Source organism: Parasphingopyxis sp. CP4 (assembly GCF_013378055.1).
In the GTDB taxonomy this organism is placed as follows: Bacteria; Pseudomonadota; Alphaproteobacteria; order Sphingomonadales; family Sphingomonadaceae; genus Parasphingopyxis.
Genome location: NZ_CP051130.1, coordinates 1,657,830 through 1,678,504, shown reverse-complemented (window position 1 = coordinate 1,678,504; position 20,675 = coordinate 1,657,830). Strand labels below are relative to the sequence as shown.

Below are 20,675 nucleotides of genomic sequence, written 5' to 3'. Positions count from 1 at the left end.
CCTAGCTCTCATCTTCCTGGGACATACGCTGCGGTATCACTTCGTCGCCCGGGTTCAGGAAGGCACCGGCCGAGCGAACGACCCGTTCATCGCCAGCTAAACCTTCACGGATCGTGATGCCCGCGCTGCCGACCGTTCCGATCGTCACGTCGCGGCGCTCCACGATATTATCTTCGTTGATAACATAGACATAATTGCCGGCGCTGTCGCTCTGGACCGCAGATTCTGGCAGCATCGGCGCATCAATCGATCCGCTGATGATTTCCGCCGTGGCAAATCCGCCCGGACGCAAGCCTTCCTGATAGGACAATGCGACACTCGCGGTGCCCTGGCGGCTCTGCGCGTCAATGGTTGGCGAAAGTTGCCAGACCTGGCCTTCAAAGCGATCGGCGGTGCCGACCGGGATGATTGTGGCTTGCTGGCCTACGGACATACCGCGCAAATCGGATTCCGATACGCGGGCATTCATTTCCATCTCACCGCCCTGGGCGAGCATGAACAAGGCGCCGCTACCGGCACTCACGACCTGGCCAGGCTCGGCATTGCGCGTGAGCACCAGCCCAGCGGCCGGCGCACGAATCGCCAGGCGACCTGCCCGGGCGCGAAGCTCATTGAGCTGGGCCCCGGCGACATTAACCCGTGCGCGCTCGGCATCGCGGGTTGCGGTCAGACGGTCGATATCGGCCTGACTGATAAAGCCACGCTCAACCAGCTGGAGCGAACGATCGAGATTGGCTTGGGCAAGCGCAAGATTGGCACGGGCCACCTCGAGCTGCGCAGATGCGCCGCCGACCTGTTGTGACTGGACCGAGCTTTCGATGGTCGCGAGAACCTGCCCTCTACCGACCCAATCGCCGGCATCGACCATTACACGCGCGATCTGCCCGCCTTCACCAGCCACACCGACCGGCATCGGACGCCGGGCGTCCAGCGTCCCGCTGGCTGAAATCGTGTTGGAGATGGACTGCGAACCCGGAACGATAACCGTAACGGTCGGCAATACGCGTGCCGGGCCGTCTTCGCCCGCTGCTGCGCCAGCGCCTTCACCGGCACCGCCCTGGAACATGAAATAGGCAGCAGCAATCACCAGCGCACCAAGGATGGTCGCAATGATGATAATCCGCCGCCGTCGATCCCGGCGCCGTTCTTCTTCTTCGAATTCGCTCATCGGCGCGGCGTCACCCGCAAAGCGCGTTTCAACATTCATGTCTGCCACCTTGGCTATACTCCGAATTCCCTTACTGTCGTGCTGTATTACATGAATATAACACAGGGCTCAAGTCGGAAGTGTTTCTGCGGTTCGTTTGCGTTTTTTGCAGTGCAAACGCAAGGTGTCCTGACGGACAATATCGACCGTTCATCGAAGGGAAACGCCACTTCTGGTGGAAACGGGAAAGCCGGCGATTCGGCACATACATAAACGACCCAAGGGAGCGACAAATGAGATATATGATCTTCGGCCTCGCAGCGGCAGTTTCACTGGCATCAGCAGCGGCTGCACAGGTAGCAACACCGGTCCCGGTCATTGAAGGAACGCGACTCGATATCGTGGCGACGGGCGAGTCGCTGAGGACGCCGGATATAGTGGTGATCAACGCCGGCATTGTTACTGAAGCGCCAACAGCATCTGATGCGCTCAGGGCGAATAACAGACAAATGAATGGCGTGTTTCGGGCTCTGCGGTCCGCCGGTTTTGCCGATCGCGACATCCAAACCGCGTCGATCAGCCTCCGCCCGCGCTATGATCATTCGAATCGCAACGAGCGTCGCCTGCTCGGTTATACGGCATCGAATCAATTGACGATTCGATTTCGCGATGTCGATCAGGCGGGGACCGTCATCGACATGCTGGTCGCCCAGGGTGTGAACCAGATTAACGGACCAAGCTTTCAAGTAGATTCGCCGGAGGACGCCCTGGATGAGGCGCGCCGCGACGCGATCACCACTGCCCGCGCCCGCGCTCAGCTGTATGCGGCAGCAGCCGGGATGCGGGTCGTACGCATCGTCGCGATCAGCGAAGCCGGTGCGTCACGTCCACCGGTTGTTATGCAGCGCATGGCCAGTGCCGCGATGGACATGGCCGAGTCGGTTCCGGTCGCGCCGGGCGAACAGCGGCTTACCGCCAATGTGTCTGTGACGTTCGAGCTGCAATAAAATGGGGCCGGGCATTTGCAGCCCGGCCCCATCTTCTAACGATATCTATAGCGTGGGTTAGCGAACGCGTCCGCGCTGGATCAGATTCATGATCAGCAGCAAGACGACGGCACCTGCAAAGGCCACGCCCAGCGTTTCGAGGTTAAACGGATTGTCCCGCATCCTGTCAGACGCGCCGCCGACGAGCATGCCGTACAAGAAGCGTCCCAGCACCGAGCCGACACAGCCGACGATGATGTTCCAGAAAATGCCCATCGATGCATCGCGCTTCATGACAATGCTCGCGAGCCAGCCGATGATACCCCCCATCACAAGGGCCAAAATGAAATCAAGCATGCGTTCCTCCCGTTGGCGCGCCGTCCGAATGGCGACGCAAATGCACATATATTCGATCTACGCCACGGAACACCCATTAGTTCCGTGCTGCCGAATCTTATGTGTTGAGCGGGAAGCTAGCCGCTTCGGGCCAAAAAACAAATTCCCCGGCCGCCGACGGAGATGGCGACCGGGGAACCCATTGTTGCGAACGACCGATGGACGACCGTGCGACAATATTTCTAAAAGCTGGCTCTAATATTTCTGCTGGCGCTCATAGAGCGACTTGTAATGCTGGATCCGGGTGACCCGCAGGCCGGGCATTCCCGAACGATCAATCGCGCGCTGCCAGCTGGCAAATTCTTCAACCGTCAGATCGTAACGCTCACACGCCTCGTCCACGGTCAGCAAACCTCCATTTACGGCGGCCACAACTTCAGCCTTGCGACGCACGACCCAGCGACGGGTCGAGGGCGGCGGAAGCGATTCCATCGTCAACGGTTCCCCCAAGGGTCCTATGACTTGTGCCGGTCGTATCTTTTGGTTCTCGATCATTATTTCCTCAATGGGATCATGCGATCCTGCTTGGCTCTTCGGCATTACGATGAATGCCTTATATGCAAAGCACGTTGAAAAAAGCCTAAAATGCCAAGGTAAACAGACACTTTATGATCCTTTCCGTGCGGTTACCGGCATGGACGAAAATGGGACAGTCGGATTGAAACATCCTTTCAGCACGGCCCCCATTGTGCTGCTTGTCCGTCGGTCTGCGTCCGAGCCTGGTGCGAAGAGAGATATCAGCGCTTCCGTGGCTGCAATCTGGCGTGTCTCGCCCAATGCAAGGCGGGTCGCCAGGCGCCCGGTCGGCTGAGCCGCCTGTGCCGCGGCCAGCAAGCCGACAAGGGCGCGGAAGTCCGGAGCGATAGCCCCGGCCGCGTCCATGCGATTGCGAAATGGTGTGAAACTCATCTCCATGGACATAGCTATTAGGGAGGAAGGTTGAAAACGTGGTAAAGGCGCTGGCAACGCTTTGGTGAGGATTGGCGGCGGTTTTCGATGGGTTTGGTTAGCAAAGCGGAAACAGGGCTAAAGATTGCCCTTTGCGGACATGGCTACGAAACACTAAATAGCCCGTCATGACAGTCCCAGATTTCCAGCTTGATAAGCCGGCGGCAGAAAGCCGCATCGTTGTCGCCATGTCCGGCGGCGTCGATTCATCGGTCGTTGCAGCGCTCGCGGCCAAGACCGGCGCCGAGGTGATTGGGATTACCCTCCAGCTCTATGATCACGGCGAAGCAACCGGTCGTACCGGCAGCTGCTGCGCCGGTCAGGATATTCGGGATGCCCGTGCTGTCGCCGAAACGCTGGGCATCGCGCATTATGTGTTCGACTATGAAAGCCGTTTCCGGGAATCAGTGATCGACGATTTTGCCGATGAATATATGGCGGGCCGAACGCCGATCCCCTGTATCCGGTGCAACCAAAGCGTGAAGTTTCATGACCTGCTTGGAATGGCCCGCGATCTGGGCGCCGATTGCTTGGCGACCGGGCACTATGTTCGGCGCGTTTTGGGGGAGGATGGTCCAGAATTACATCGGGCCCATGATCCCGCGCGAGACCAAAGCTATTTCCTTTTCACGACCACCAAGGAGCAGCTCGATTATCTGCGCTTCCCACTGGGTGACATGCCCAAGGCGGAAGTGCGCGAAATTGCCAAAGAGCTCGGCCTGGTCGTCGCGATGAAGCCAGACAGCCAGGATATCTGCTTCGTGCCCGATGGGGACTATGCGAAGATCGTCAAGAAGATCCGGCCCGAAGCGGGCGAGGGTGGCGATATCGTGACGCGAACCGGGGAAGTGCTCGGCCAGCACCAGGGCCTGATCCACTTCACGGTGGGCCAGCGACGCGGATTGGAGATCGGCGGCCAGCCCGAACCGCTTTATGTGGTGAAACTGGAACCGGAAACGCGGCGCGTGATTGTCGGGCCAAAGTCGGCGCTCGCGGTCAATGCGGCGCGGATCGAGGATCTGAACTGGCTTGGCTCCGACATTGATACGGCAATTGATGGTCCATTGACCGTCAAGGTGCGGTCTCTGGCAAAGCCTGCTCCCGCCCGCTTTGATGGAGAGATGGTTACCTTCGACACACCGGAGTTCGGCGTTGCGCCGGGCCAGGCTGCGGTCATCTATGCCGGCGATCGGGTGATGGGTGGTGGCTGGATTGCCGAAACCGTTGCCGCTGAAGAAGCGCTGGCGGCCTGATGCGTTTTGCGCGCTGGACGTTCGGCCTGGCCGCGATCTGGGGCATCATCGTCGTCGGCCCGCTTTATTTCCTGGAAAGCCAGATTGCCGAGAGCGCGCCGCCAGCGATTACGCATCCGGAATATTATTATGGCTTTATTGGAGCGGTGCTGGCCTGGCAGTTGGTCTATGCGCTGATTGCAACGGACCCGATGCGCTATCGACCGATCATGTTGATCGGCGCGCTCGGCAAGGTGGCGTTTTTCGCCGCCTGTATGGTCCTCTATCTGCAAGGACGCGCGGAAGCGGTGCTGCCGCTCGCAACGGCACCCGATCTCTTGCTGGCGATACTATTTTGCGTTGCCTGGGCGCGGCTTGGCGCTCAATCGGCGGATTAGTGCTGCGGAGCGCGGAATTAGTCGCTATTTCCGGGGAGCGGTTCCAATACGCATCCAAGACCCTCGCGGAACTGGGCTGAGCGGCTCGCGAGCAGCGGCACGCTGGCGGTGATGCGGCGTTCTTCCGGGTCATCAGTCATCGAAACCATCTCCATGCCGGGCTCATAGTCATTGTAGCAGCTCTCCATGTCGCGCCCGCCAATATAGCGGCACGAGCACACGACATGCGCGCCATAGCCAACCCCGAGCTCGACCGTTGGCTTCATCCGCATGGCATAAACCACAACGGCAATTAGTAGGACGAGCAGCACGATTATGGTGCCGGTGAGAATTGGGCGCTTCACTTTCATGGCCGCCAGCCCTAGCCTGATGCGATGATGAAGCAAAGATGGGTTATTCCGCTCGCCGCCGGGGCAGCACTGGCCGTTATCGCCGCTGCACCGGTTCTTGAAACAGACATGTCAGTCGAGGACGCGGCAAATGATACCGCGCCTGCTGTCGTGGCACGGCCAGATATCGAACCGTTGGTCGACGCGCTATTCAGCGCCGAAGGCGTTGGCGAAACGCGCGTAGTGCTGGTGATGCACGAAGGCGAGATTGTCGCCGAACGTTATGCACCCGGATACACACCGGACATGCGCTACATCTCCTGGTCTATGGCCAAGACGGTGACGGCAATGCTCGTGGGCTTCCTGGTGGAGGACGGCGTGCTGGAGCTCGATGCCCCAGCGCCGATCCCCGAATGGCAGGGCGAAGATGATCCGCGCGGCGCGATCACGTTGCGGCATCTGCTGCATATGGCTTCCGGCCTCGACCATACCGAAGTGAATGATCCGATCTGGGATTCGGATACCAACCGAATGCTGTTCACGTCCGAGACGGATGATATGGCCGCCTATGCCGTGTCGCGGCCGCTTGAGGCTGATCCGGGCGAGAAATTCGAATATTCGAGCGCCACCACCATCATTCTCTCGCGGATCATCGCCGATGCGCTGACGGACTCCGAAGATCCCGGCGCGCGGGCGGCAGCCTATCGGCGATTTGCCGAGCAGCGCCTTTTGGGCCCGGCCGGCATTTCCAGCGTATTCTTTGAGTTCGATGCCAGCGGTACGCAGATTGGCGGCAGCCTGATTCACGCTACTGCGCGCGATTGGGCGCAGCTTGGCGAAGTGATGCGAACGGGGCAGGGGCTGGACGGTCGCGAAATCATCTCGCCTGAATGGCGTGAATTCATGGTCACTCCATCGCCGCTCAATGGCGAATATGGTGGCCAGACCTGGCTGAACCGGCCGGGCGGCGTTTACGGCAACCCTGTGTTATTCCCGGATCGCGCTCCCAACTCGCTCTTCGCCTTTAACGGCCATCTTGGCCAATATGTGATGGTGTCCCCTGAACAGGGCCTCACGGTCGTCAGACTGGGCAATACGCCTGATGGTGACCTGCGCGAGGCTGTCGTTGTTCGATTGGCGCGGATCTTCGAAGCTTTCGGATAATGTGCTGCAGATCATAGCGGCGCGCCGCGCCGTGCCGTATCGCCACCCCATATAGGAATTAGAATCGGCTTATCGCTGTTCAGCCCCGCTTCACCGCAGCGCTGCTACCTGATAAGCGGATCGCCGAACCTTTGGGGGGATAATGACGATGAAATCGAAGTTTTTGGCCGGACTGGGCGTGGGCCTGGCTGCACTGGCCGTGACGCCCCCTGTACAGGGCCAATCCCAAGATACCGCATTGACGGTCGGCCGGACTTTCCAGGGCGAGCTGGCTGCGGGCGATCAGGTGTCAGGCGGCAAGCAGCAATTTTACGACCAATGGACCGTTCGCGGAACGCCAGGTCAGCGGCTCTCGATCCTCATGGAATCCGAAGCGTTCGATACGCAGCTGCGCGCTGTATTGTCGGACGGCACAACCTTGGTGAATGACGATAATCACTGGGTTCCCGAAACTACAAATAGCCGGATTGATCTCACTGTCCCGAGCACTGGTCGGATTTCTGTTCGCGCACAGGCGTTCAGGCCAGCAGAAACCGGTGCCTATACAATCCGGCTGGAACAAACCGAATCCCTGGCAGCCGCGGCAGACAATGCCGTGCCACCTGCCCCCATCACCCTTGGCCAGTCGCGCAACGGTTCGCTGACCTCCGGCGAAGATCTCACCATCGCTGGGCGCTACACGGATCGCTACGTGTTCAATGGTACGCGCGGTCAGCGCGTGGACCTGCGTGCGTCAGGCGAATTTGATACGATGCTCACCGTCACGGGCCCGGATAATTTCTCGGTCCGCAACGATGACGACACCACCGCACGCGAGCAGACACTCAACAGCCGCGTGCTCGCAACATTGCCGGCCAATGGGCAGTACACAATCTCCGTCACCAGCTATGGCCGGGGTACGACTGGCAGCTATCAATTGGCAACCGGGCTCAACAGGGCAGGCGTGCCGGATACTGAAACCCTTACCGGCGATGCGACTCCGCTGAGTTTTGGCCGCACCCTGACAAGCGTGCTCGGCAAAGAAGACGAAACCCTTGGCAGCGGCGAATATCTTGAGCGCTATAGTTTCGAAGGTCGGCGAGGCCAGCCGATCACCATCGATCTGAGTTCGGATGATTTTGACACCTATCTGATTCTTCGTGCACCGTCCGGCGAACAGCAGGATATCGATGATACCGGTCAATCTCTGAACAGCCGCTTTGAGCGCGTGCTCGAAGAAGATGGCGTCTACACAATTATCGCGACCAGCTATGCGCCGGGCGCGACCGGCAATTTCCAGCTAGCGCTGAGCGAGGGCACGACCCGCATTCCGGCTAATCCGGAGCAACGCCAGGTGTTCGCCATCTCGGTCGGCATTGCAGATTATGGCGGCAATACCTCCAATCTCAGCTACACCGATACCGATGCGCGAAAGCTGTTCCAGAAGTTTGAAGAGCTAGGCATGCTGCGCGAGGAAAGCATTGTGCTGACCAACCAGGACGCAACGCTGCCGGCGTTCCGCCGCGCCTTCCAGCGTGTCGCATCGCAGGCCGGGCCAGATGATATCTTCCTGTTCTTCTATTCAGGCCATGGCAGCCAGGTTGACGATCCCAATGATCGGGCTGAGCTGGATGGCCGGGACGAAACGCTTGTCTTTGCCGATGGCGAGGAACTAACGGATGATGATCTGGCGCTGATGTTCGCCGATATCCGGGCTGGCACAACGATGATCGTTCTCGATGCCTGTTTCTCGGGTGGCTTCGAGCGGGACTTGATCACGCGGCCGAACATGATGGGCCTGTTCAGCTCCGAAGAAGATCTGACGAGCCTGGTCGCTTCGGAATTCAATGCAGGCGGCTATCTCTCGCGCTTCTTTTCCGACGGTGTCGGCGGTCAGGCCGATGACAATGGCGATGGCAACATCACCGCTGGCGAGCTGGTGGCCTATCTGCGCTATCGCTTCCGGGAACAGTGCGACGGACGCAATTGCATTGAGGCGGAAACCGGCGATGCGCAGCGCAATCACCAGGAACTGGTCGTCCAGCGCGGCAGCGTCGAAGTCGACGATATCCTCGTCACCCTGCCAGACCAGTTCGGTCTGATGCGCGGTGGCGACTAAGGCGCAGCTCAACCAATCTAGGGAATTGCGAAACTGCCTTCGACGACAGTGACGCAGTTTCCGCCAAGGATCGCGCGATCGCCGTCCAGCCGACAGGTGAGATATCCGCCGCGTTGGCTTGCCTGATATGCGGTGAAACGATCTCGTCCGAGCCGGTTCGCCCAGAACGGCGTCAGCACGGAATGGGCAGAGCCCGTGACGCTATCCTCATCAACACCGGCACCCGGAACAAAGACGCGGCTGATAATATCGGTGTCTGTGCCCGGGGCTGTAGCGGTGAAACTGTCATCACCTAGCGCACCCAGTGCCCGGATATCGGGATCGAGATTCAGCACATCCTCGGCAGATTCATAGAGAAACAGATTATAGTGATCCGGATGGCGAAGGGTTTCGACCGGCTTGGTGCCCATCGCCGCTTCGGCTTCTGGCAGTGACGTCGGTTCGGCGACAATCGCTGGCAATGCCACGGCATATTGGTCGCCGTCGCGCCACACCTCGAGGATCCCGGCCTTGCGGGTGCGGAAGCGGACCCGGTCGAGCTCGGGATTCTGGGTCAGCAGCACATGACCGCTGGCCAGCGTCGCATGACCGCACAGTCGGATTTCGTCGGATGGGGTGAACCAGCGCAGCTCATAGTCCGCCTCACCGCTTGCGTCGGGGACATAAAAGGCCGTCTCGGCAAAATTATTCTCTTCGCCGATCGCGCGCAGCTGATCATCATCGAGCCATGCGTCAAGCGGCATGACCGCGGCCTGGTTGCCAGTGAATGGGCGGTCGGCAAATGCGTCGACATGGAAATAGGGGAGGATAGGCATTGCGAGCTCCTTTGCTGGCACCGCTCTATCGCCGGAGTGAATGCCAACAAAGCGCAATTATCTCGTCACGGATAAAGCAGGCCTTCATCCCAACCGCTTTCAGTGCGCGTGAACACGCGGCGATGGTGGAGCCGATGTTCGCCATCATTCCAAAATTCGATCCGCTGGGGATCGAGTCGAAAGCCGGACCAATGCGGGGGGCGTGGAACATCCTGTCCGTCGAAACGCGCCTGTACCTCTTCGTAGCGCGCTTCGAACACGCCCCGGTTTTCGAGCGGACGAGACTGGTCGGATGCCCAGGCGCCAAGCTGCGAATCCCGGCTACGGGTCGCAAAATAGGCATCGCCTTCAGCATCGGAGACCCGGCTGACCGGGCCTTCGATGCGCACCTGGCGCCGCAGCGATTTCCAATGGAAGAGCAATGCCGCCTTTTTAGTGGCGATCAGCTCTTCTGCCTTGCGGCTTTCCAAATTGGTGTACCAGACGAAGCCGCGCTCATCGTGACCTTTGAGCAATACCATGCGCACTGAAGGCTGATGGTCCGCAGTCGTCGTCGCCAGCGCCATTGCATTGGAGTCGTTAAGCTCACTGGCGCGCGCTTCGGCAGCCCAGGCGGTAAACAAGCTGTGCGGATCATCTGTCATGGCAGGGCTTCTAGGGCAGTCACCTATCGTCTATCAATGGCGCAGATGGGTTGAACGAAGGGGGAGTTATCATGGATTGGCCATTGGTATTTAGACTGGCGAACCTGTTTGCCTTGCTGTGCTGGATCGTTTTGATCTTTGCGCCGCGGCAGGAGATTATCTTCACCTTGCTGAGAGAGATTGCGATTGGGCTTTTATGCCTGCTCTATGCCAGCGTGCTTGTGATGATGATGGTCTTTCCACCGCCTGGCAGCGAGGGCGGAGATTTCTCATCGATAGAGGGCGTACGAGCGCTTTTTGCCAGCGACGCAGGCATCACGCTGGGTTGGGTACACTATCTGGCATTCGATCTGTTTGTCGGGCTTTGGGTAGCGCGGACCGCCGATGAAATATCGCTGTCCCGGATCGTTCAGGCACCGATCCTGGCCGCCACTTTCATTTTCGGCCCGGCCGGACTGCTGATCTTCCTCATAGTCCGACGTATCCATGAGGCCCGAAAAACCGCTTGAAATTGAACATCAATCGCCCCATTTCAGCTGTGGTATTATTGCAACAGTTGGCTAATGGGACATGATATACGACACGGGGACCATGGCAGCAGATCCATATGCAACACTGGGAGTCTCGCGGGGGGCCAGCGAAGCCGAAATCAAATCGGCCTATCGTACGCTCGCCAAAGAGCTGCATCCCGACCGCAACAAGGACAATCCGAAAGCCGCTGAGAAATTCTCTGCGGCAACCAATGCCTATGATCTGCTGAGCGACAAGGACAAGCGTGCCCAGTTTGATCGCGGCGAAATTGATGCTGAGGGAAATCCCCTGCATCCATTTGGTGGCGGCGGCTTTGGCGGGCAGGGCGGCGCTGGTGGTTCATCTTTCGAATTCTCAGAAGCGGGTGATATCGGAGATATCTTCGAAGGCCTGTTCGGTGGTGGTCGAAGCGGTTCGTCGCGCGGCCCGTTTAGCGGATTTGGCCGGCGCAGCGCGCCGCCACCCAAGGGCGCGGATGTGGCCTATCGCCTAGCCGTGGCGTTCGATGATGCTGCTCGGCTCGATGATCAACGCATTACCCTGTCGAGCGGCAAGACGATCGATCTGAAGCTCAAGCGCGGCGTTGAGAGCGGAACGCAGATGCGCCTGACTGGCCAGGGCGAGGAGGGACCGGGTGGATCAGGCGATGCGATCGTCACGATTTTCGTCCAGGATCATGAATTCTTTGAACGCGATGGTGACAATATCCGCCTCGACGTGCCGATAGGCCTCGATGAAGCCGTGCTCGGTGCGAAGATCAAAGTGCCAACTGTGGACGGGCCAGTCATGCTAACGGTGCCCAAAAATGCGGCGTCGGGGAAAACATTGCGGTTGAAGGGCAAGGGATTTCATAAGAAATCTGGCGGTCGCGGCGATCAGCTGGTGAAGCTCGAAATCGACCTGCCTGAAGATGATGGCGATCTCGCCGAGTTCGTGAAGAGCTGGAAACCCGGCAAACCGCAAAATCCCCGTTCGGAATTCGGTGTCTAGGCTTTGACGCACGAAGCCTCGCATTCGCCTGAGGCGCGGCGCAGACTGGACGAGCTGCGCATCCGCGAGGGTAAACCGCTTGAACGGCCGGAGCCCAATACCTGGGGCTGGACGACAACCAAACGGGTAATTGAAGGCGTCTATGCCGAAGGCTTTATCCATGCCGGCAATCTGGCGTTCATGGCCCTGCTGGCGCTGTTTCCCTTCTTCATCGTCCTGGCTGCCATCGCCCAGAGCGTGGGGCGCACCGAAGACGGGCTCCAGGCGGTGGCCATGTTCCTCCAAAATGTACCACCAAGCGTCGGTTCGGCGCTGGAGGACCCGATCGCCAGCGTATTGTCGGCACGTACCGGAAATCTCCTCTGGATCGGCGCGGCCATCGGTTTGTGGACCACGGCGAGCTTTATCGAGACGATCCGCGAGATTCTGCGGCGCGCCTATGGCACGCCCTATGGGCGGCCCTTTTATGAGTATCGGCTATTCTCGATCGGATTGATTATCGCGGCCGTCGCAATCGCGCTGCTCGCCTTTGGTTTGCAGTTCGTCATGACCGGGATCGAGCAATTCATCTATGACGTTGCACCGGTGCTGGAAGAATATCGGGTGGTCGTAACAATTTCCCGGTTGGTGCCTGCGGCGGCGATCTATATCGGCTTCTACCTCGTGTTCTGGACGCTAACGCCACGCGAATATCGGGCGCGGCGCTATCCCAAATGGCCAGGCGCGCTGCTGGTCACGGTCTGGTGGCTTGGCACCACGGCGTTAATGCCAATCATACTCTCCAACCTGATCAGCTATGATCTCACCTATGGCAGCCTAGCCGGTTTCATGCTGTCGATGATGTTTTTCTTCGTCATTGGCTACGGGGTGGTGGTTGCATCGCATTTGAACGCAGCACTGGCGGAAGTACCCGAAAGCGAGTTAAGGGAAACAGCGGACGAAACTGCGTCCGAAATTACAGTCGAGGAACCGTAATGACGGGATTGATGGACGGAAAACGTGGCCTGATCATGGGGCTAGCCAATGATCGGTCTTTGGCATGGGGTATTGCCAAGCAGCTGCACGAGCAGGGCGCCGAAATGGCGTTCAGCTATCAGGGGGAAGCATTGGAGCGGCGTGTGCGGCCGCTGGCCGAAAGTGTCGGCTCCGATTTCCTGATTGAATGCGATGTTTCCGACATGGATGCGCTGGATGCGGCATTCGCTACGCTCAAGGATCGATGGGAGACGATCGACTTTGTCGTCCATGCGATCGGCTTTTCCGACAAGAATGAGCTGCGCGGCAAATATGTCGATACCAGCCTCGATAACTTCCTGATGACGATGAATATCTCGGTCTATTCGATGGTCGCGGTCACCAAGCGCGCCAGCGAAATGATGCCGGAAGGCGGATCGATCCTGACGCTGAGCTATTATGGCGCTGAAAAAGTCGTCCCGCATTATAACGTCATGGGCCCAGCCAAATCGGCGCTTGAGACGAGCGTACAGTATCTCGCGATGGATTTGGGGCCGGACAACGTTCGCGTGAATGCAATTTCGGCTGGCCCGATCAAAACGCTGGCGGCGAGCGGGATCGGCGATTTCCGCTACATCCTAAAATGGAATGAGCTCAATTCACCGCTCCGCCGCAATGTGACAATCGATGATGTCGGCGGGGCCGGGCTTTACCTGTTGAGCGATCTCGCTTCAGGGGTCACGGGCGAAACCCATCATGTTGACGCCGGTTATAATGTAATTGGCATGAAGGCCGAGGACGCGCCGGATATCGCGCTGGAGAAGTGATCCGGCGCTGCCGCGTGCGGCCGATCGAGGGATGGGTAGATAGCTGATGAGCCATAACAGTTTTGGACGCATCTTCCGCTTTGCGACCTGGGGTGAGAGCCACGGGCCGGGGCTTGGTGCCGTCATCGATGGCTGCCCGCCAGGTATTGCGCTCGAAGAAAGCGATATCCAGCCCTGGATGGACAAGCGCCGTCCTGGCCAGTCCCGCTATACGACGCAGCGCCAGGAACCGGATGCGGTCAAGATCATGTCCGGCGTGTATGAAGGACGCACTACGGGTACGCCGATCCATCTGATGATCGAAAATGTAGATCAGCGGTCCAAGGATTATTCGGAGATCGCTGCCAAATACCGCCCAGGTCATGCCGATTATACTTATGACGCGAAATATGGGTTTCGCGATCCGCGCGGTGGTGGCCGTTCGTCGGCACGGGAGACCGCCGCCCGTGTCGCGGCTGGCGCTGTTGCCCGCAAGGTGCTGGGTGAGGCGATCTCGATCCGCGCCTATCTGACCGAACTGGGTGGCATTGCGATCGATCGCGCGCGGTTTGACGATGCGGCGATTGATGCCAACAGCTTCTTCTGTCCTGACCCGGTAGCGGCGTCAGAGTGGGAAGCGGCGGTTGATGGCGCGCGCAAGGATGGCAATTCGCTAGGCGCGGTTGCTGAATGCGTCGCGCTGGGCGTGCCCGCTGGCTGGGGCGCACCCGTCTATGCAAAACTCGATGGCGAGCTCGCCGCGGCAATGATGTCGATTAATGCCACCAAGGGCGTTGAGATCGGTAATGGCTTCGAAGCGGCGCGCATTTCGGGGAGTGAAAATGCCGATCAGATGGAGCCGGGCAACAATGAACCGCGCTTCCTTTCGAACAATGCCGGCGGCATTCTGGGCGGAATATCAAATGGCGATGCGATAGTCTGTCGCACTGCATTCAAGCCAACCAGCTCGATTTTAACGCCATTGAAGAGCGTTACCAAAGACGGCGAAGCGACTGAGATATCGACCAAGGGCCGCCACGATCCCTGTGTCGGGATACGCGGTGTCCCGGTCGTAGAGGCCATGATGGCGCTGGTGTTGGCAGATCAAATGCTGCTTCACCGCGCTCAATGCTCCTGATAAGCAAGAATATTCGGGGGTAGGATTTGGAAGCAATACGGCTCTTTATCGACGCGAACGAGGCGATTATCGGCCTTGTGATATTGGGCGTGATGTTCGTCGCCTTTCTGTTCGAACGCTTTCCCGCCGCCGTCGTAGCCCTGTTCGGCGCCTGTACATTCCTGTTTCTGGGAATTCTCGATTCAGACGGGCTTCTCTCGGTATTCTCGAATCCCGCTCCGATAACCATTGGTGCGATGTTCGTGCTCTCTGGCGCGTTGCTGAGAACGGGAACAATTGACGCACTGGCGTCGGGCATTGTTGCGCGCGCCGCAAAACGACCGCGCCTCGCGCTTGTCGAGCTGTTGATTGGTGCCTTTGTCGCCTCGGCCTTCATGAACAATACGCCAGTGGTGTTGGTGCTGATCCCGATCATCGCCCGGTTGGCGGAAGCCACCGGGATGTCGCTCAAACGGCTGCTGATACCGTTATCCTATATCTGTATCCTAGGCGGTACGATGACCTTGATCGGAACATCGACCAACCTGATTGTTGATGCTGTCGCACGGCAAGAAGGGCTGGAGCCGTTTGGGATATTCGAGATTTCTCCCTATGGATTCATGGCAGCGCTGGCCGGTGCGGTGACGCTCGCGATCTTCGGTCCGCTGCTCCTGCCCAAGGGCGATCCGTCCTCCCTCTATCGCAGTACGGAAGACACCGACTTTCTAACCGAGTTGATCGTGCCCGAAGATGGCGATGTCATCGGCCGTAAATATGGTGAGCTATCGGCCCTTCGCCCCTCGCGACTGAAAGTTTTGTCGATCAAGCGTGGCGACCAATTTGTTCGGCAAGAGATTTCAGAAGAAATCGCGATGGCTGGCGATCATTTGATCATTCGCACCGACATGACAGAATTGCTCTCACTCCGTCGGACGCGCCAGTTTGAAATGGGCATCGCCGGGCGCAATGGTCCGAGCGCAAACAGCGAAGCGCTGGTCGAGGCAACTATCGCGCCGACCCATCCGAGCCTTGGGCGTCGTCTCAGCGACATCCCGTTTCTCAGCCGTTTGCGGGTACGCATTATTGGCATCACGCGCCACCGGCAGCTGCCTGGGCCGGACATGCCCAATTCGCGCATGCGGGCGGCGGACCGTCTGTTGGTTACGGGTTCTGAAGATGCAATTCGGCGGATGTATGAAAATCCCAACCTGCTCGGTGTCGGACAGACGCGGACCCGGGAGTTTCGCCGCGATCGTGCGCCGATTGCGATCATGGCCCTGGCGGCCGTTGTCGCTCTGGCGGCGCTCAATATTGTTTCGCTCGCAGTCGCTGCGATCCTCGGCATGGGCGCCATTCTTGCCGCGCGCTGCATTGATGCGGAGGAAGCCTGGGGCTCGATCGACGGCAATGTGTTGATCCTGATCTTCGCGATGCTCGCTGTGGGTGTCGGACTGCAACAGGCGGGTAGCGTCGGGCTGATCGTCGATGCGGCAGTGCCAGTGCTGCAATCGGTGCCGGCCTGGTCGCTGATCTTCCTCGTCTACATCCTCTCCGTGATCCTGACCGAGATCGTTACCAACAATGCGGTTGCTGTGATTGTGACGCCGATTGTGATCGGTTTGGCGAACCAGCTGGGCGTCGATCCGCGGCCATTGGTGATCGCCGTCATGTTCGCCGCATCGGCCAGTTTTGCAACGCCCATCGGCTATCAGACCAATACCCTGGTCTATGCCGCGGGTAATTATCGCTTCCTCGATTTCGTCAAAGCCGGCCTGCCATTGACTGCGGCTGTGGGCTTCACGACCTGCTTAACGATCGCCTTTATGTTCTCCTAGGAGTTGCCGCGCCGCCGCTTGGGCGATAGCAGAAGAAAAAACAAAGCGGGCGGAGAGAGTTACGTGATCAAGAAATGGTTTGAAATCCCGCTTTGGCAACGGGTTATCGGCGCACTCATTCTCGGGATCATTGTCGGTCGCCTCTGGGGGCCTGACGCCGAAAGCATCAAAATCATCGGCGATGTCTTTGTCGCATCGATCCGTATGCTCGTCGTCCCACTCATTTTCTTCAGCCTTGTTTCCGGGGTGGCCGCGATTGGCGACCTTAGAAAACTCGGTAATGTCGGCGGCCGCGCGCTGCTGCTGTTCATCGTCACGGGTCAGATCGCCGTTTGGCTGGGCCTGGCGCTCGGTACCTTTGTGGGCCCGGGTCTTGGGGTCGATACCAGCGCAATCGAAATGGGCGCTGTTCCAACGCCCAATGAGACGACCTGGCGCGATATGCTTTTGTCGGTGATCCCGGAAAGCCCGGTCCAGGTGATGGCGGACGTGGCCGTGCTGCCGCTGATCGTCTTCTCGATGCTGCTCGGCATTGGCATCTTGATGGCCAAGGAGGATGGCGAACCTGTCCAGAAAATCTTCGATAGCGGCGCGATCATCATGCAAAAGGTCACGATCCTGGTCATGGAACTGACCCCATTCGGTGTCTTCGCGCTGATGGCCTGGGTCGCCGGGACGCTGGGTTTCGACGCACTGGTGGCGCTCGCCAAGCTCGTGGCGCTCAACTATATCGGCTGCCTCTTGATCATCCTCGTCATGTATTCGGCGATGATCAAATTCCTCGCCAAATTGCCGGTGATCGATTTCTTCCGTGGCATCATCGATGCAATCGCGGTGAGCTATTCGACCGCATCATCCAATGCGACACTTCCTGTGACGCTGCGATGCACACAGCGAAACCTTGGCGTTTCTCCCAGTGTATCGAGCTTTGTCGTTTCGCTGGGCGCGACGATCAACATGAACGGTACGGCGATGTATCTGGGCCTCGCCACCTTGTTCGGCGCGCAGATCTTTGGTGTTGAATTGACGCTCGCGCAGTATTTCCTGATCTCGATCCTCTCGACACTCGGTGCCATCGGCGCCGCCGGTATTCCCGGTGCGGGCTTGATCATGATGGCGCTGGTGTTCGGTGCCGTTGGTGTGCCGCTGGAAACGATTGCCTTTGTAGCGGGCGTGGACCGGATCATGGATATGATGCGGACGACCACCAACGTTTCCGGCGATGCAGCGGTGGCGACGACAGTGGCCAGCATGACCAACGAAATCGATCGTGAGGAAATGGTCTCGGCGGACGACGTTTAGCGGCGGCGTATTCCGATGACGGTGCCCTTGGTGCCGTCGCTCACCAGTTCGAAATCGAAATTGGGGTGCGCTTTTGCCCAGCGCCTTCGGATCACCCGCTCGCCGGGTCGCGCGCCATCGTCCAGCATCACCATTCCGCCAATTGCAATCTTGTCGAACGCTTCTGCGGCACCCCCGCGCGTAAAGGGATGAATGGTCCAGCACGGGCCGTCGATCAACATCAGGTCGATATCATCCGGCAATGGTCCGTGATCATACCACAGGCCATGCCAGGGCCCCGGAGAGCGGACCAGCGGGACGGCGTGCATCTCTGCTGACAGGTTATGATCAGCGAGCCAAGCGCGCGTCTGTTCAACGAAATCGGCATGCTGATCGAAACTGACCAGCTGCCCGCCGCCGGCTATCTGGAGCGCGCGCGATGCAATCAGGGTCGATGCGCCTGCGCCGAACTCCACGACCAGCTTGGGGCGCGTTTCGAGGATGCGATCGGCGATCTTGCTGAGCAGAGCCACATCGGCCTTCCAACTGCCCAGATTGGGTAAGGCATCACCAGGCAGGCCCAGCCGATCGAGCAGCGCTTCCTTATCTGCTGGGCTCCCGCCATTGAGCGACCGCAACAGCCAGGGCCATTGGATGGCGCCGATACCCAGCAACGCCGCCCAATCTGCAGCACTGCGGTCAAATGCCGCTTCATCGGCATGAGCCCGCGGCAGCAACTGGGTGGATTCGCGTGATGTCATCGATCCATCCTCAACTCTGCTCGTCCATCGCGGCGATATATTCCTCGATCAGCGCGATGCCTTCGTCATGGAGCATCCCGCGCCCCAGTTCCGGCATCGCGATGCCGGGGTCTCGCGATTGCATGCGATAGACGAAGATCGAGCGTTCCGGATGACCGGGTTCGATATCGAAATCGCGACCGCCGCTGCCGCGCCCGGCGGCTACCGGGCGTTTCAAGATGCCGCGGGCGACGGTCTGGTCTTCATTATAGCTGAGGAACAGGCCCGAATTGCTCGCGCTGCCCTCGCGCTCATGACAATGGGCACAATTGATATCGAGATAGGCGCGGGCGCGCTCGTCGAGCGTACCGCTGCCCGGATCATCCCAAACCGGCACGCGGGGTGCATCGTCGGGAGCCTGATCGAGTATCGACCAATCAACCCATTGCGCCAGCCGTACACCATCATTCAGATTGCGCGCATTCGGTCCGATCAGGGCGATCTCGTCATCGCGCGCATGACAGGTCTTGCACTGGTTCTGGTTCGGGACGCGATAGCTGATCTCTTGCGTCTCTCCATTGGCATCGATCCAGCTCACCGGCATGCGGCGCCCCGCCCGGCGCAAGGTCGCATCGCTGCCATCTTCATTCCAGACATAGGGGAGGGCGACCCAGCCGCTGTCCCGCCGCAGCAACACGCGGGTCTCCAGCCAGCGTATCTCGCTATCGGGATCCCGAAAATCGGCCGGATAGCCAAAGCTTTTGATGAGCGCAGAGCCGACCGGAAACTCGAACACCCCGTCGGCATTGTAGGTCGCAGTCTGACCTTCCGGCACATAGACAAAGCGGTTTTTGAGCGCATAATCGCTGAACAAGGGCGTGTTCAGCGCATAGGGCCTGACCCTGTCATTGGGCGAATGGCCGATCCCGTCGGTGAAGAAGCGAAACTCGGATAGCGATCGGGGCAGCGTATCGCCGGTGATCACGTCCTGGGCCACAGGCATGGGCGCGCTGGCACTGACAAGCGCCAGCCAGCCGGCCAGTGCGGCCAGCGCGCGGATCACTGGAGTGCAGCCTCCATGCTCGCTGGCAGGACGACCGCTTCAGGTGCATCTGGCGTTTCTTCGCTGGCAATTTCCGCCATGGACGGTTGCGCCTCGCTAAGCGCCTGGCCAGCGCTGGTCAGGCCGAGCGACAGAACAGGTACTTGGTCATTGACGATGATATTGTCACCAATGCCGTCCCACAGCACAGGCGGCAGGGTGCCGCCGACAGCAGCGGCCAGCTGCTCGCCGCCCTCAAAATCCGGCGCATAGCCAGCGCGACCCTGTACATTGTCGCGCACCACCACATCGCGAATTGTCGGCTCGTAATTCGGATCGTCAAATTCTTCGGTATAGGCGACGAGCATCACATTGCTGGTGCCATGATCCTGGATCACATTTTCAAACACATGGACGTTGCGATTGGCCATCACCATCACACCGGTACCGGCGGGTACGCCCGCGACGATATTGCCTTCCGGCGCGAAATTGTCGGTATTGTTGTCCTGGATCAGATTATTGAACACCCGGACGCTATGGCCACCCATTTGCGGCAGGTTCGGCAGGTCAAAGACGAGGATGCCGCCGGTATTTTCCGTCGCCATATTCTCATAAACATCGGCGAAGAAACTGTTCTCGATCTCAATCCCGGCGACATTATGGGTCACCATATTGTGGCGCACGACAATCTGCTGCGACTGGCCGACATATATTCCTGCATCCGATGCCCCGATCACCCGTGAATTCTGTACCAGAACATGGGTCGATTCGACCGGATAGATGCCATAGGCGCCGTTGCTTGCATCTGGGCCGTTCGTCCATTCAACCCGCAGATTGTCATAGACGATCCGATTGGCTTCCTTGGATTTTATCCCATCGCCGCGTGTATTCTCAATCGCAAAACCGTGCAGCACGACATCGTCTGACGTCACCATCAGACCCTCGCCGGAACCGACTTGGTTGGTGAAATCGAGAATCGATTCGTCCGGACCGGCACCGCGAACACTGACATTATCGACATCGAGCGAGAGGCCATCGGTCAGCTCGAACCGGCCTGCGCCAATCTGGACCGTATCGCCGGGTTCCGCCTCGATCAGCGCGGTTTGCAACCGTTCCTGGGCGTCCGGACCCGCTTCAACGGTGTGAATGGCGGCAATTGCGCTTGTCGATGCAAGAAGCATCGCGCCAATGGCGACGATCGATTTCATAACACTGGTCCTCC

22 protein-coding genes are annotated in these 20,675 nt (G+C 59.0%); 12 read left to right on the top strand and 10 right to left on the bottom strand.

Annotated features, from left to right (window positions below; translation table 11 throughout):
• Position 1: 1 nt before the first annotated feature.
• Complete coding sequence (locus tag HFP51_RS08075; RefSeq protein ID WP_176875247.1) at positions 2 to 1,207, bottom strand: efflux RND transporter periplasmic adaptor subunit; 1,206 nt, start codon at positions 1,205 to 1,207, stop codon at positions 2 to 4.
• Between the two features lie 233 nt (positions 1,208 to 1,440).
• Between HFP51_RS08075 and HFP51_RS08070 the strand changes: the two genes are divergently transcribed.
• Entirely contained in the window at positions 1,441 to 2,154 is a 714-nt protein-coding gene (locus HFP51_RS08070; RefSeq protein ID WP_255454607.1) for an SIMPL domain-containing protein, read from the top strand.
• Positions 2,155 to 2,211: 57 nt separating this feature from the next.
• On the opposite strand, the gene HFP51_RS08065 is transcribed toward HFP51_RS08070, so the two are convergent.
• The 3 genes from HFP51_RS08065 to HFP51_RS08055 all read right to left on the bottom strand — a co-directional run bounded on the left by HFP51_RS08065 (position 2,212) and on the right by HFP51_RS08055 (position 3,438).
• Complete coding sequence (locus HFP51_RS08065; protein WP_176875246.1) at positions 2,212 to 2,490, bottom strand: GlsB/YeaQ/YmgE family stress response membrane protein; 279 nt, start codon at positions 2,488 to 2,490, stop codon at positions 2,212 to 2,214.
• Between the two features lie 234 nt (positions 2,491 to 2,724).
• Positions 2,725 to 3,024, bottom strand: coding sequence for a DUF1153 domain-containing protein (locus tag HFP51_RS08060; protein WP_176875245.1), 300 nt, complete (start codon positions 3,022 to 3,024; stop codon positions 2,725 to 2,727).
• A gap of 111 nt (positions 3,025 to 3,135) precedes the next feature.
• Positions 3,136 to 3,438, bottom strand: coding sequence for a hypothetical protein (locus tag HFP51_RS08055; protein WP_176875244.1), 303 nt, complete (start codon positions 3,436 to 3,438; stop codon positions 3,136 to 3,138).
• A gap of 167 nt (positions 3,439 to 3,605) precedes the next feature.
• Here HFP51_RS08055 and mnmA point away from each other — a divergent pair, with 167 nt between their 5' ends.
• Positions 3,606 to 4,730: a tRNA 2-thiouridine(34) synthase MnmA gene (gene mnmA, locus HFP51_RS08050; RefSeq protein WP_176875243.1), complete on the top strand. Its 1,125-nt coding sequence runs from the start codon at positions 3,606 to 3,608 to the stop codon at positions 4,728 to 4,730.
• Positions 4,730 to 5,107 (top strand): hypothetical protein, encoded by a 378-nt coding sequence (locus HFP51_RS08045; RefSeq protein ID WP_176875242.1) that lies wholly within the window; start codon positions 4,730 to 4,732, stop codon positions 5,105 to 5,107. The genes mnmA and HFP51_RS08045 overlap by 1 nt, the downstream gene beginning before the upstream one ends.
• A 17-nt stretch (positions 5,108 to 5,124) precedes the next feature.
• Here the strand turns inward: HFP51_RS08045 and HFP51_RS08040 are convergent, their stop codons facing one another.
• Entirely contained in the window at positions 5,125 to 5,457 is a 333-nt protein-coding gene (locus tag HFP51_RS08040; RefSeq protein WP_176875241.1) for a hypothetical protein, read from the bottom strand.
• A gap of 24 nt (positions 5,458 to 5,481) precedes the next feature.
• On the opposite strand from HFP51_RS08040, the gene HFP51_RS08035 reads away from it, so the two are divergent.
• Positions 5,482 to 6,600, top strand: a complete 1,119-nt coding sequence (locus HFP51_RS08035; protein ID WP_176875240.1) for a serine hydrolase — start codon at positions 5,482 to 5,484, stop codon at positions 6,598 to 6,600.
• Between the two features lie 148 nt (positions 6,601 to 6,748).
• Positions 6,749 to 8,698: a caspase family protein gene (locus tag HFP51_RS08030; protein WP_176875239.1), complete on the top strand. Its 1,950-nt coding sequence runs from the start codon at positions 6,749 to 6,751 to the stop codon at positions 8,696 to 8,698.
• Positions 8,699 to 8,715: 17 nt separating this feature from the next.
• On the opposite strand, the gene HFP51_RS08025 is transcribed toward HFP51_RS08030, so the two are convergent.
• Both HFP51_RS08025 and pdxH read right to left on the bottom strand, forming a co-directional pair.
• The gene (locus tag HFP51_RS08025) at positions 8,716 to 9,513 is read right to left on the bottom strand and encodes a PhzF family phenazine biosynthesis protein (protein WP_176875238.1); all 798 of its coding nucleotides are present in this window, start codon (positions 9,511 to 9,513) and stop codon (positions 8,716 to 8,718) included.
• 65 nt (positions 9,514 to 9,578) lie between these two features.
• The gene (gene pdxH, locus HFP51_RS08020; RefSeq protein WP_176875237.1) at positions 9,579 to 10,157 is read right to left on the bottom strand and encodes a pyridoxamine 5'-phosphate oxidase; all 579 of its coding nucleotides are present in this window, start codon (positions 10,155 to 10,157) and stop codon (positions 9,579 to 9,581) included.
• A 71-nt stretch (positions 10,158 to 10,228) separates the two neighbouring features.
• On the opposite strand from pdxH, the gene HFP51_RS08015 reads away from it, so the two are divergent.
• From HFP51_RS08015 to HFP51_RS07985, 7 genes are all read left to right on the top strand, one after another.
• A complete protein-coding gene (locus tag HFP51_RS08015) occupies positions 10,229 to 10,666 on the top strand; it encodes an ABA4-like family protein (RefSeq protein ID WP_176875236.1) in 438 nt (145 codons plus the stop codon).
• An 82-nt stretch (positions 10,667 to 10,748) separates the two neighbouring features.
• Positions 10,749 to 11,678: a DnaJ C-terminal domain-containing protein gene (locus HFP51_RS08010; protein WP_176875235.1), complete on the top strand. Its 930-nt coding sequence runs from the start codon at positions 10,749 to 10,751 to the stop codon at positions 11,676 to 11,678.
• Positions 11,679 to 11,681: 3 nt separating this feature from the next.
• Positions 11,682 to 12,653: a YihY/virulence factor BrkB family protein gene (locus HFP51_RS08005; protein ID WP_255454606.1), complete on the top strand. Its 972-nt coding sequence runs from the start codon at positions 11,682 to 11,684 to the stop codon at positions 12,651 to 12,653.
• Positions 12,653 to 13,459 (top strand): enoyl-ACP reductase FabI, encoded by an 807-nt coding sequence (gene fabI / locus HFP51_RS08000; protein WP_176875234.1) that lies wholly within the window; start codon positions 12,653 to 12,655, stop codon positions 13,457 to 13,459. Before HFP51_RS08005 ends, fabI begins: the two co-directional genes overlap by 1 nt.
• Before the next feature lie 46 nt (positions 13,460 to 13,505).
• On the top strand, positions 13,506 to 14,576 hold the full coding sequence (gene aroC / locus HFP51_RS07995) for a chorismate synthase (protein ID WP_176875233.1): 1,071 nt from the start codon (positions 13,506 to 13,508) through the stop codon (positions 14,574 to 14,576).
• Positions 14,577 to 14,602: 26 nt separating this feature from the next.
• Positions 14,603 to 16,390: an SLC13 family permease gene (locus HFP51_RS07990; protein ID WP_255454605.1), complete on the top strand. Its 1,788-nt coding sequence runs from the start codon at positions 14,603 to 14,605 to the stop codon at positions 16,388 to 16,390.
• A 63-nt stretch (positions 16,391 to 16,453) separates the two neighbouring features.
• The gene (locus HFP51_RS07985; RefSeq protein WP_176875232.1) at positions 16,454 to 17,692 is read left to right on the top strand and encodes a dicarboxylate/amino acid:cation symporter; all 1,239 of its coding nucleotides are present in this window, start codon (positions 16,454 to 16,456) and stop codon (positions 17,690 to 17,692) included.
• Here HFP51_RS07985 and HFP51_RS07980 read toward each other — a convergent pair.
• From HFP51_RS07980 to HFP51_RS07970, 3 genes are read right to left on the bottom strand one after another with little or no spacing between them, the layout of a single operon-like run.
• Positions 17,689 to 18,432: a class I SAM-dependent methyltransferase gene (locus HFP51_RS07980; protein WP_176875231.1), complete on the bottom strand. Its 744-nt coding sequence runs from the start codon at positions 18,430 to 18,432 to the stop codon at positions 17,689 to 17,691. The genes HFP51_RS07985 and HFP51_RS07980 overlap by 4 nt on opposite strands.
• 10 nt (positions 18,433 to 18,442) lie before the next feature.
• Positions 18,443 to 19,474 carry an SO2930 family diheme c-type cytochrome gene (locus tag HFP51_RS07975; protein ID WP_255454604.1) on the bottom strand — a complete coding sequence of 344 codons (1,032 nt, stop codon included), beginning with the start codon at positions 19,472 to 19,474 and terminating at the stop codon, positions 18,443 to 18,445.
• Positions 19,471 to 20,661 carry a parallel beta-helix domain-containing protein gene (locus HFP51_RS07970; RefSeq protein WP_255454603.1) on the bottom strand — a complete coding sequence of 397 codons (1,191 nt, stop codon included), beginning with the start codon at positions 20,659 to 20,661 and terminating at the stop codon, positions 19,471 to 19,473. Before HFP51_RS07970 ends, HFP51_RS07975 begins: the two co-directional genes overlap by 4 nt.
• Positions 20,662 to 20,675: the final 14 nt, after the last annotated feature.

Coding starts and splice junctions, on each gene's coding strand:
- HFP51_RS08065 (WP_176875246.1), bottom strand. CDS start 2,490: ATGCTTGATTTCATTTTGGCCCTTGTGATGGGGGGTATCATCGGCTGG.
- HFP51_RS08060 (WP_176875245.1), bottom strand. CDS start 3,024: ATGATCGAGAACCAAAAGATACGACCGGCACAAGTCATAGGACCCTTG.
- aroC (WP_176875233.1), top strand. CDS start 13,506: ATGAGCCATAACAGTTTTGGACGCATCTTCCGCTTTGCGACCTGGGGT.
- HFP51_RS08055 (WP_176875244.1), bottom strand. CDS start 3,438: ATGAGTTTCACACCATTTCGCAATCGCATGGACGCGGCCGGGGCTATC.
- mnmA (WP_176875243.1), top strand. CDS start 3,606: ATGACAGTCCCAGATTTCCAGCTTGATAAGCCGGCGGCAGAAAGCCGC.
- HFP51_RS07980 (WP_176875231.1), bottom strand. CDS start 18,432: ATGACATCACGCGAATCCACCCAGTTGCTGCCGCGGGCTCATGCCGAT.
- HFP51_RS08010 (WP_176875235.1), top strand. CDS start 10,749: ATGGCAGCAGATCCATATGCAACACTGGGAGTCTCGCGGGGGGCCAGC.
- HFP51_RS08015 (WP_176875236.1), top strand. CDS start 10,229: ATGGATTGGCCATTGGTATTTAGACTGGCGAACCTGTTTGCCTTGCTG.
- HFP51_RS08030 (WP_176875239.1), top strand. CDS start 6,749: ATGAAATCGAAGTTTTTGGCCGGACTGGGCGTGGGCCTGGCTGCACTG.
- fabI (WP_176875234.1), top strand. CDS start 12,653: ATGACGGGATTGATGGACGGAAAACGTGGCCTGATCATGGGGCTAGCC.
- pdxH (WP_176875237.1), bottom strand. CDS start 10,157: ATGACAGATGATCCGCACAGCTTGTTTACCGCCTGGGCTGCCGAAGCG.
- HFP51_RS08040 (WP_176875241.1), bottom strand. CDS start 5,457: ATGAAAGTGAAGCGCCCAATTCTCACCGGCACCATAATCGTGCTGCTC.
- HFP51_RS08070 (WP_255454607.1), top strand. CDS start 1,441: ATGAGATATATGATCTTCGGCCTCGCAGCGGCAGTTTCACTGGCATCA.
- HFP51_RS08025 (WP_176875238.1), bottom strand. CDS start 9,513: ATGCCTATCCTCCCCTATTTCCATGTCGACGCATTTGCCGACCGCCCA.
- HFP51_RS08035 (WP_176875240.1), top strand. CDS start 5,482: ATGATGAAGCAAAGATGGGTTATTCCGCTCGCCGCCGGGGCAGCACTG.
- HFP51_RS08075 (WP_176875247.1), bottom strand. CDS start 1,207: ATGAATGTTGAAACGCGCTTTGCGGGTGACGCCGCGCCGATGAGCGAA.
- HFP51_RS07970 (WP_255454603.1), bottom strand. CDS start 20,661: ATGAAATCGATCGTCGCCATTGGCGCGATGCTTCTTGCATCGACAAGC.
- HFP51_RS08045 (WP_176875242.1), top strand. CDS start 4,730: ATGCGTTTTGCGCGCTGGACGTTCGGCCTGGCCGCGATCTGGGGCATC.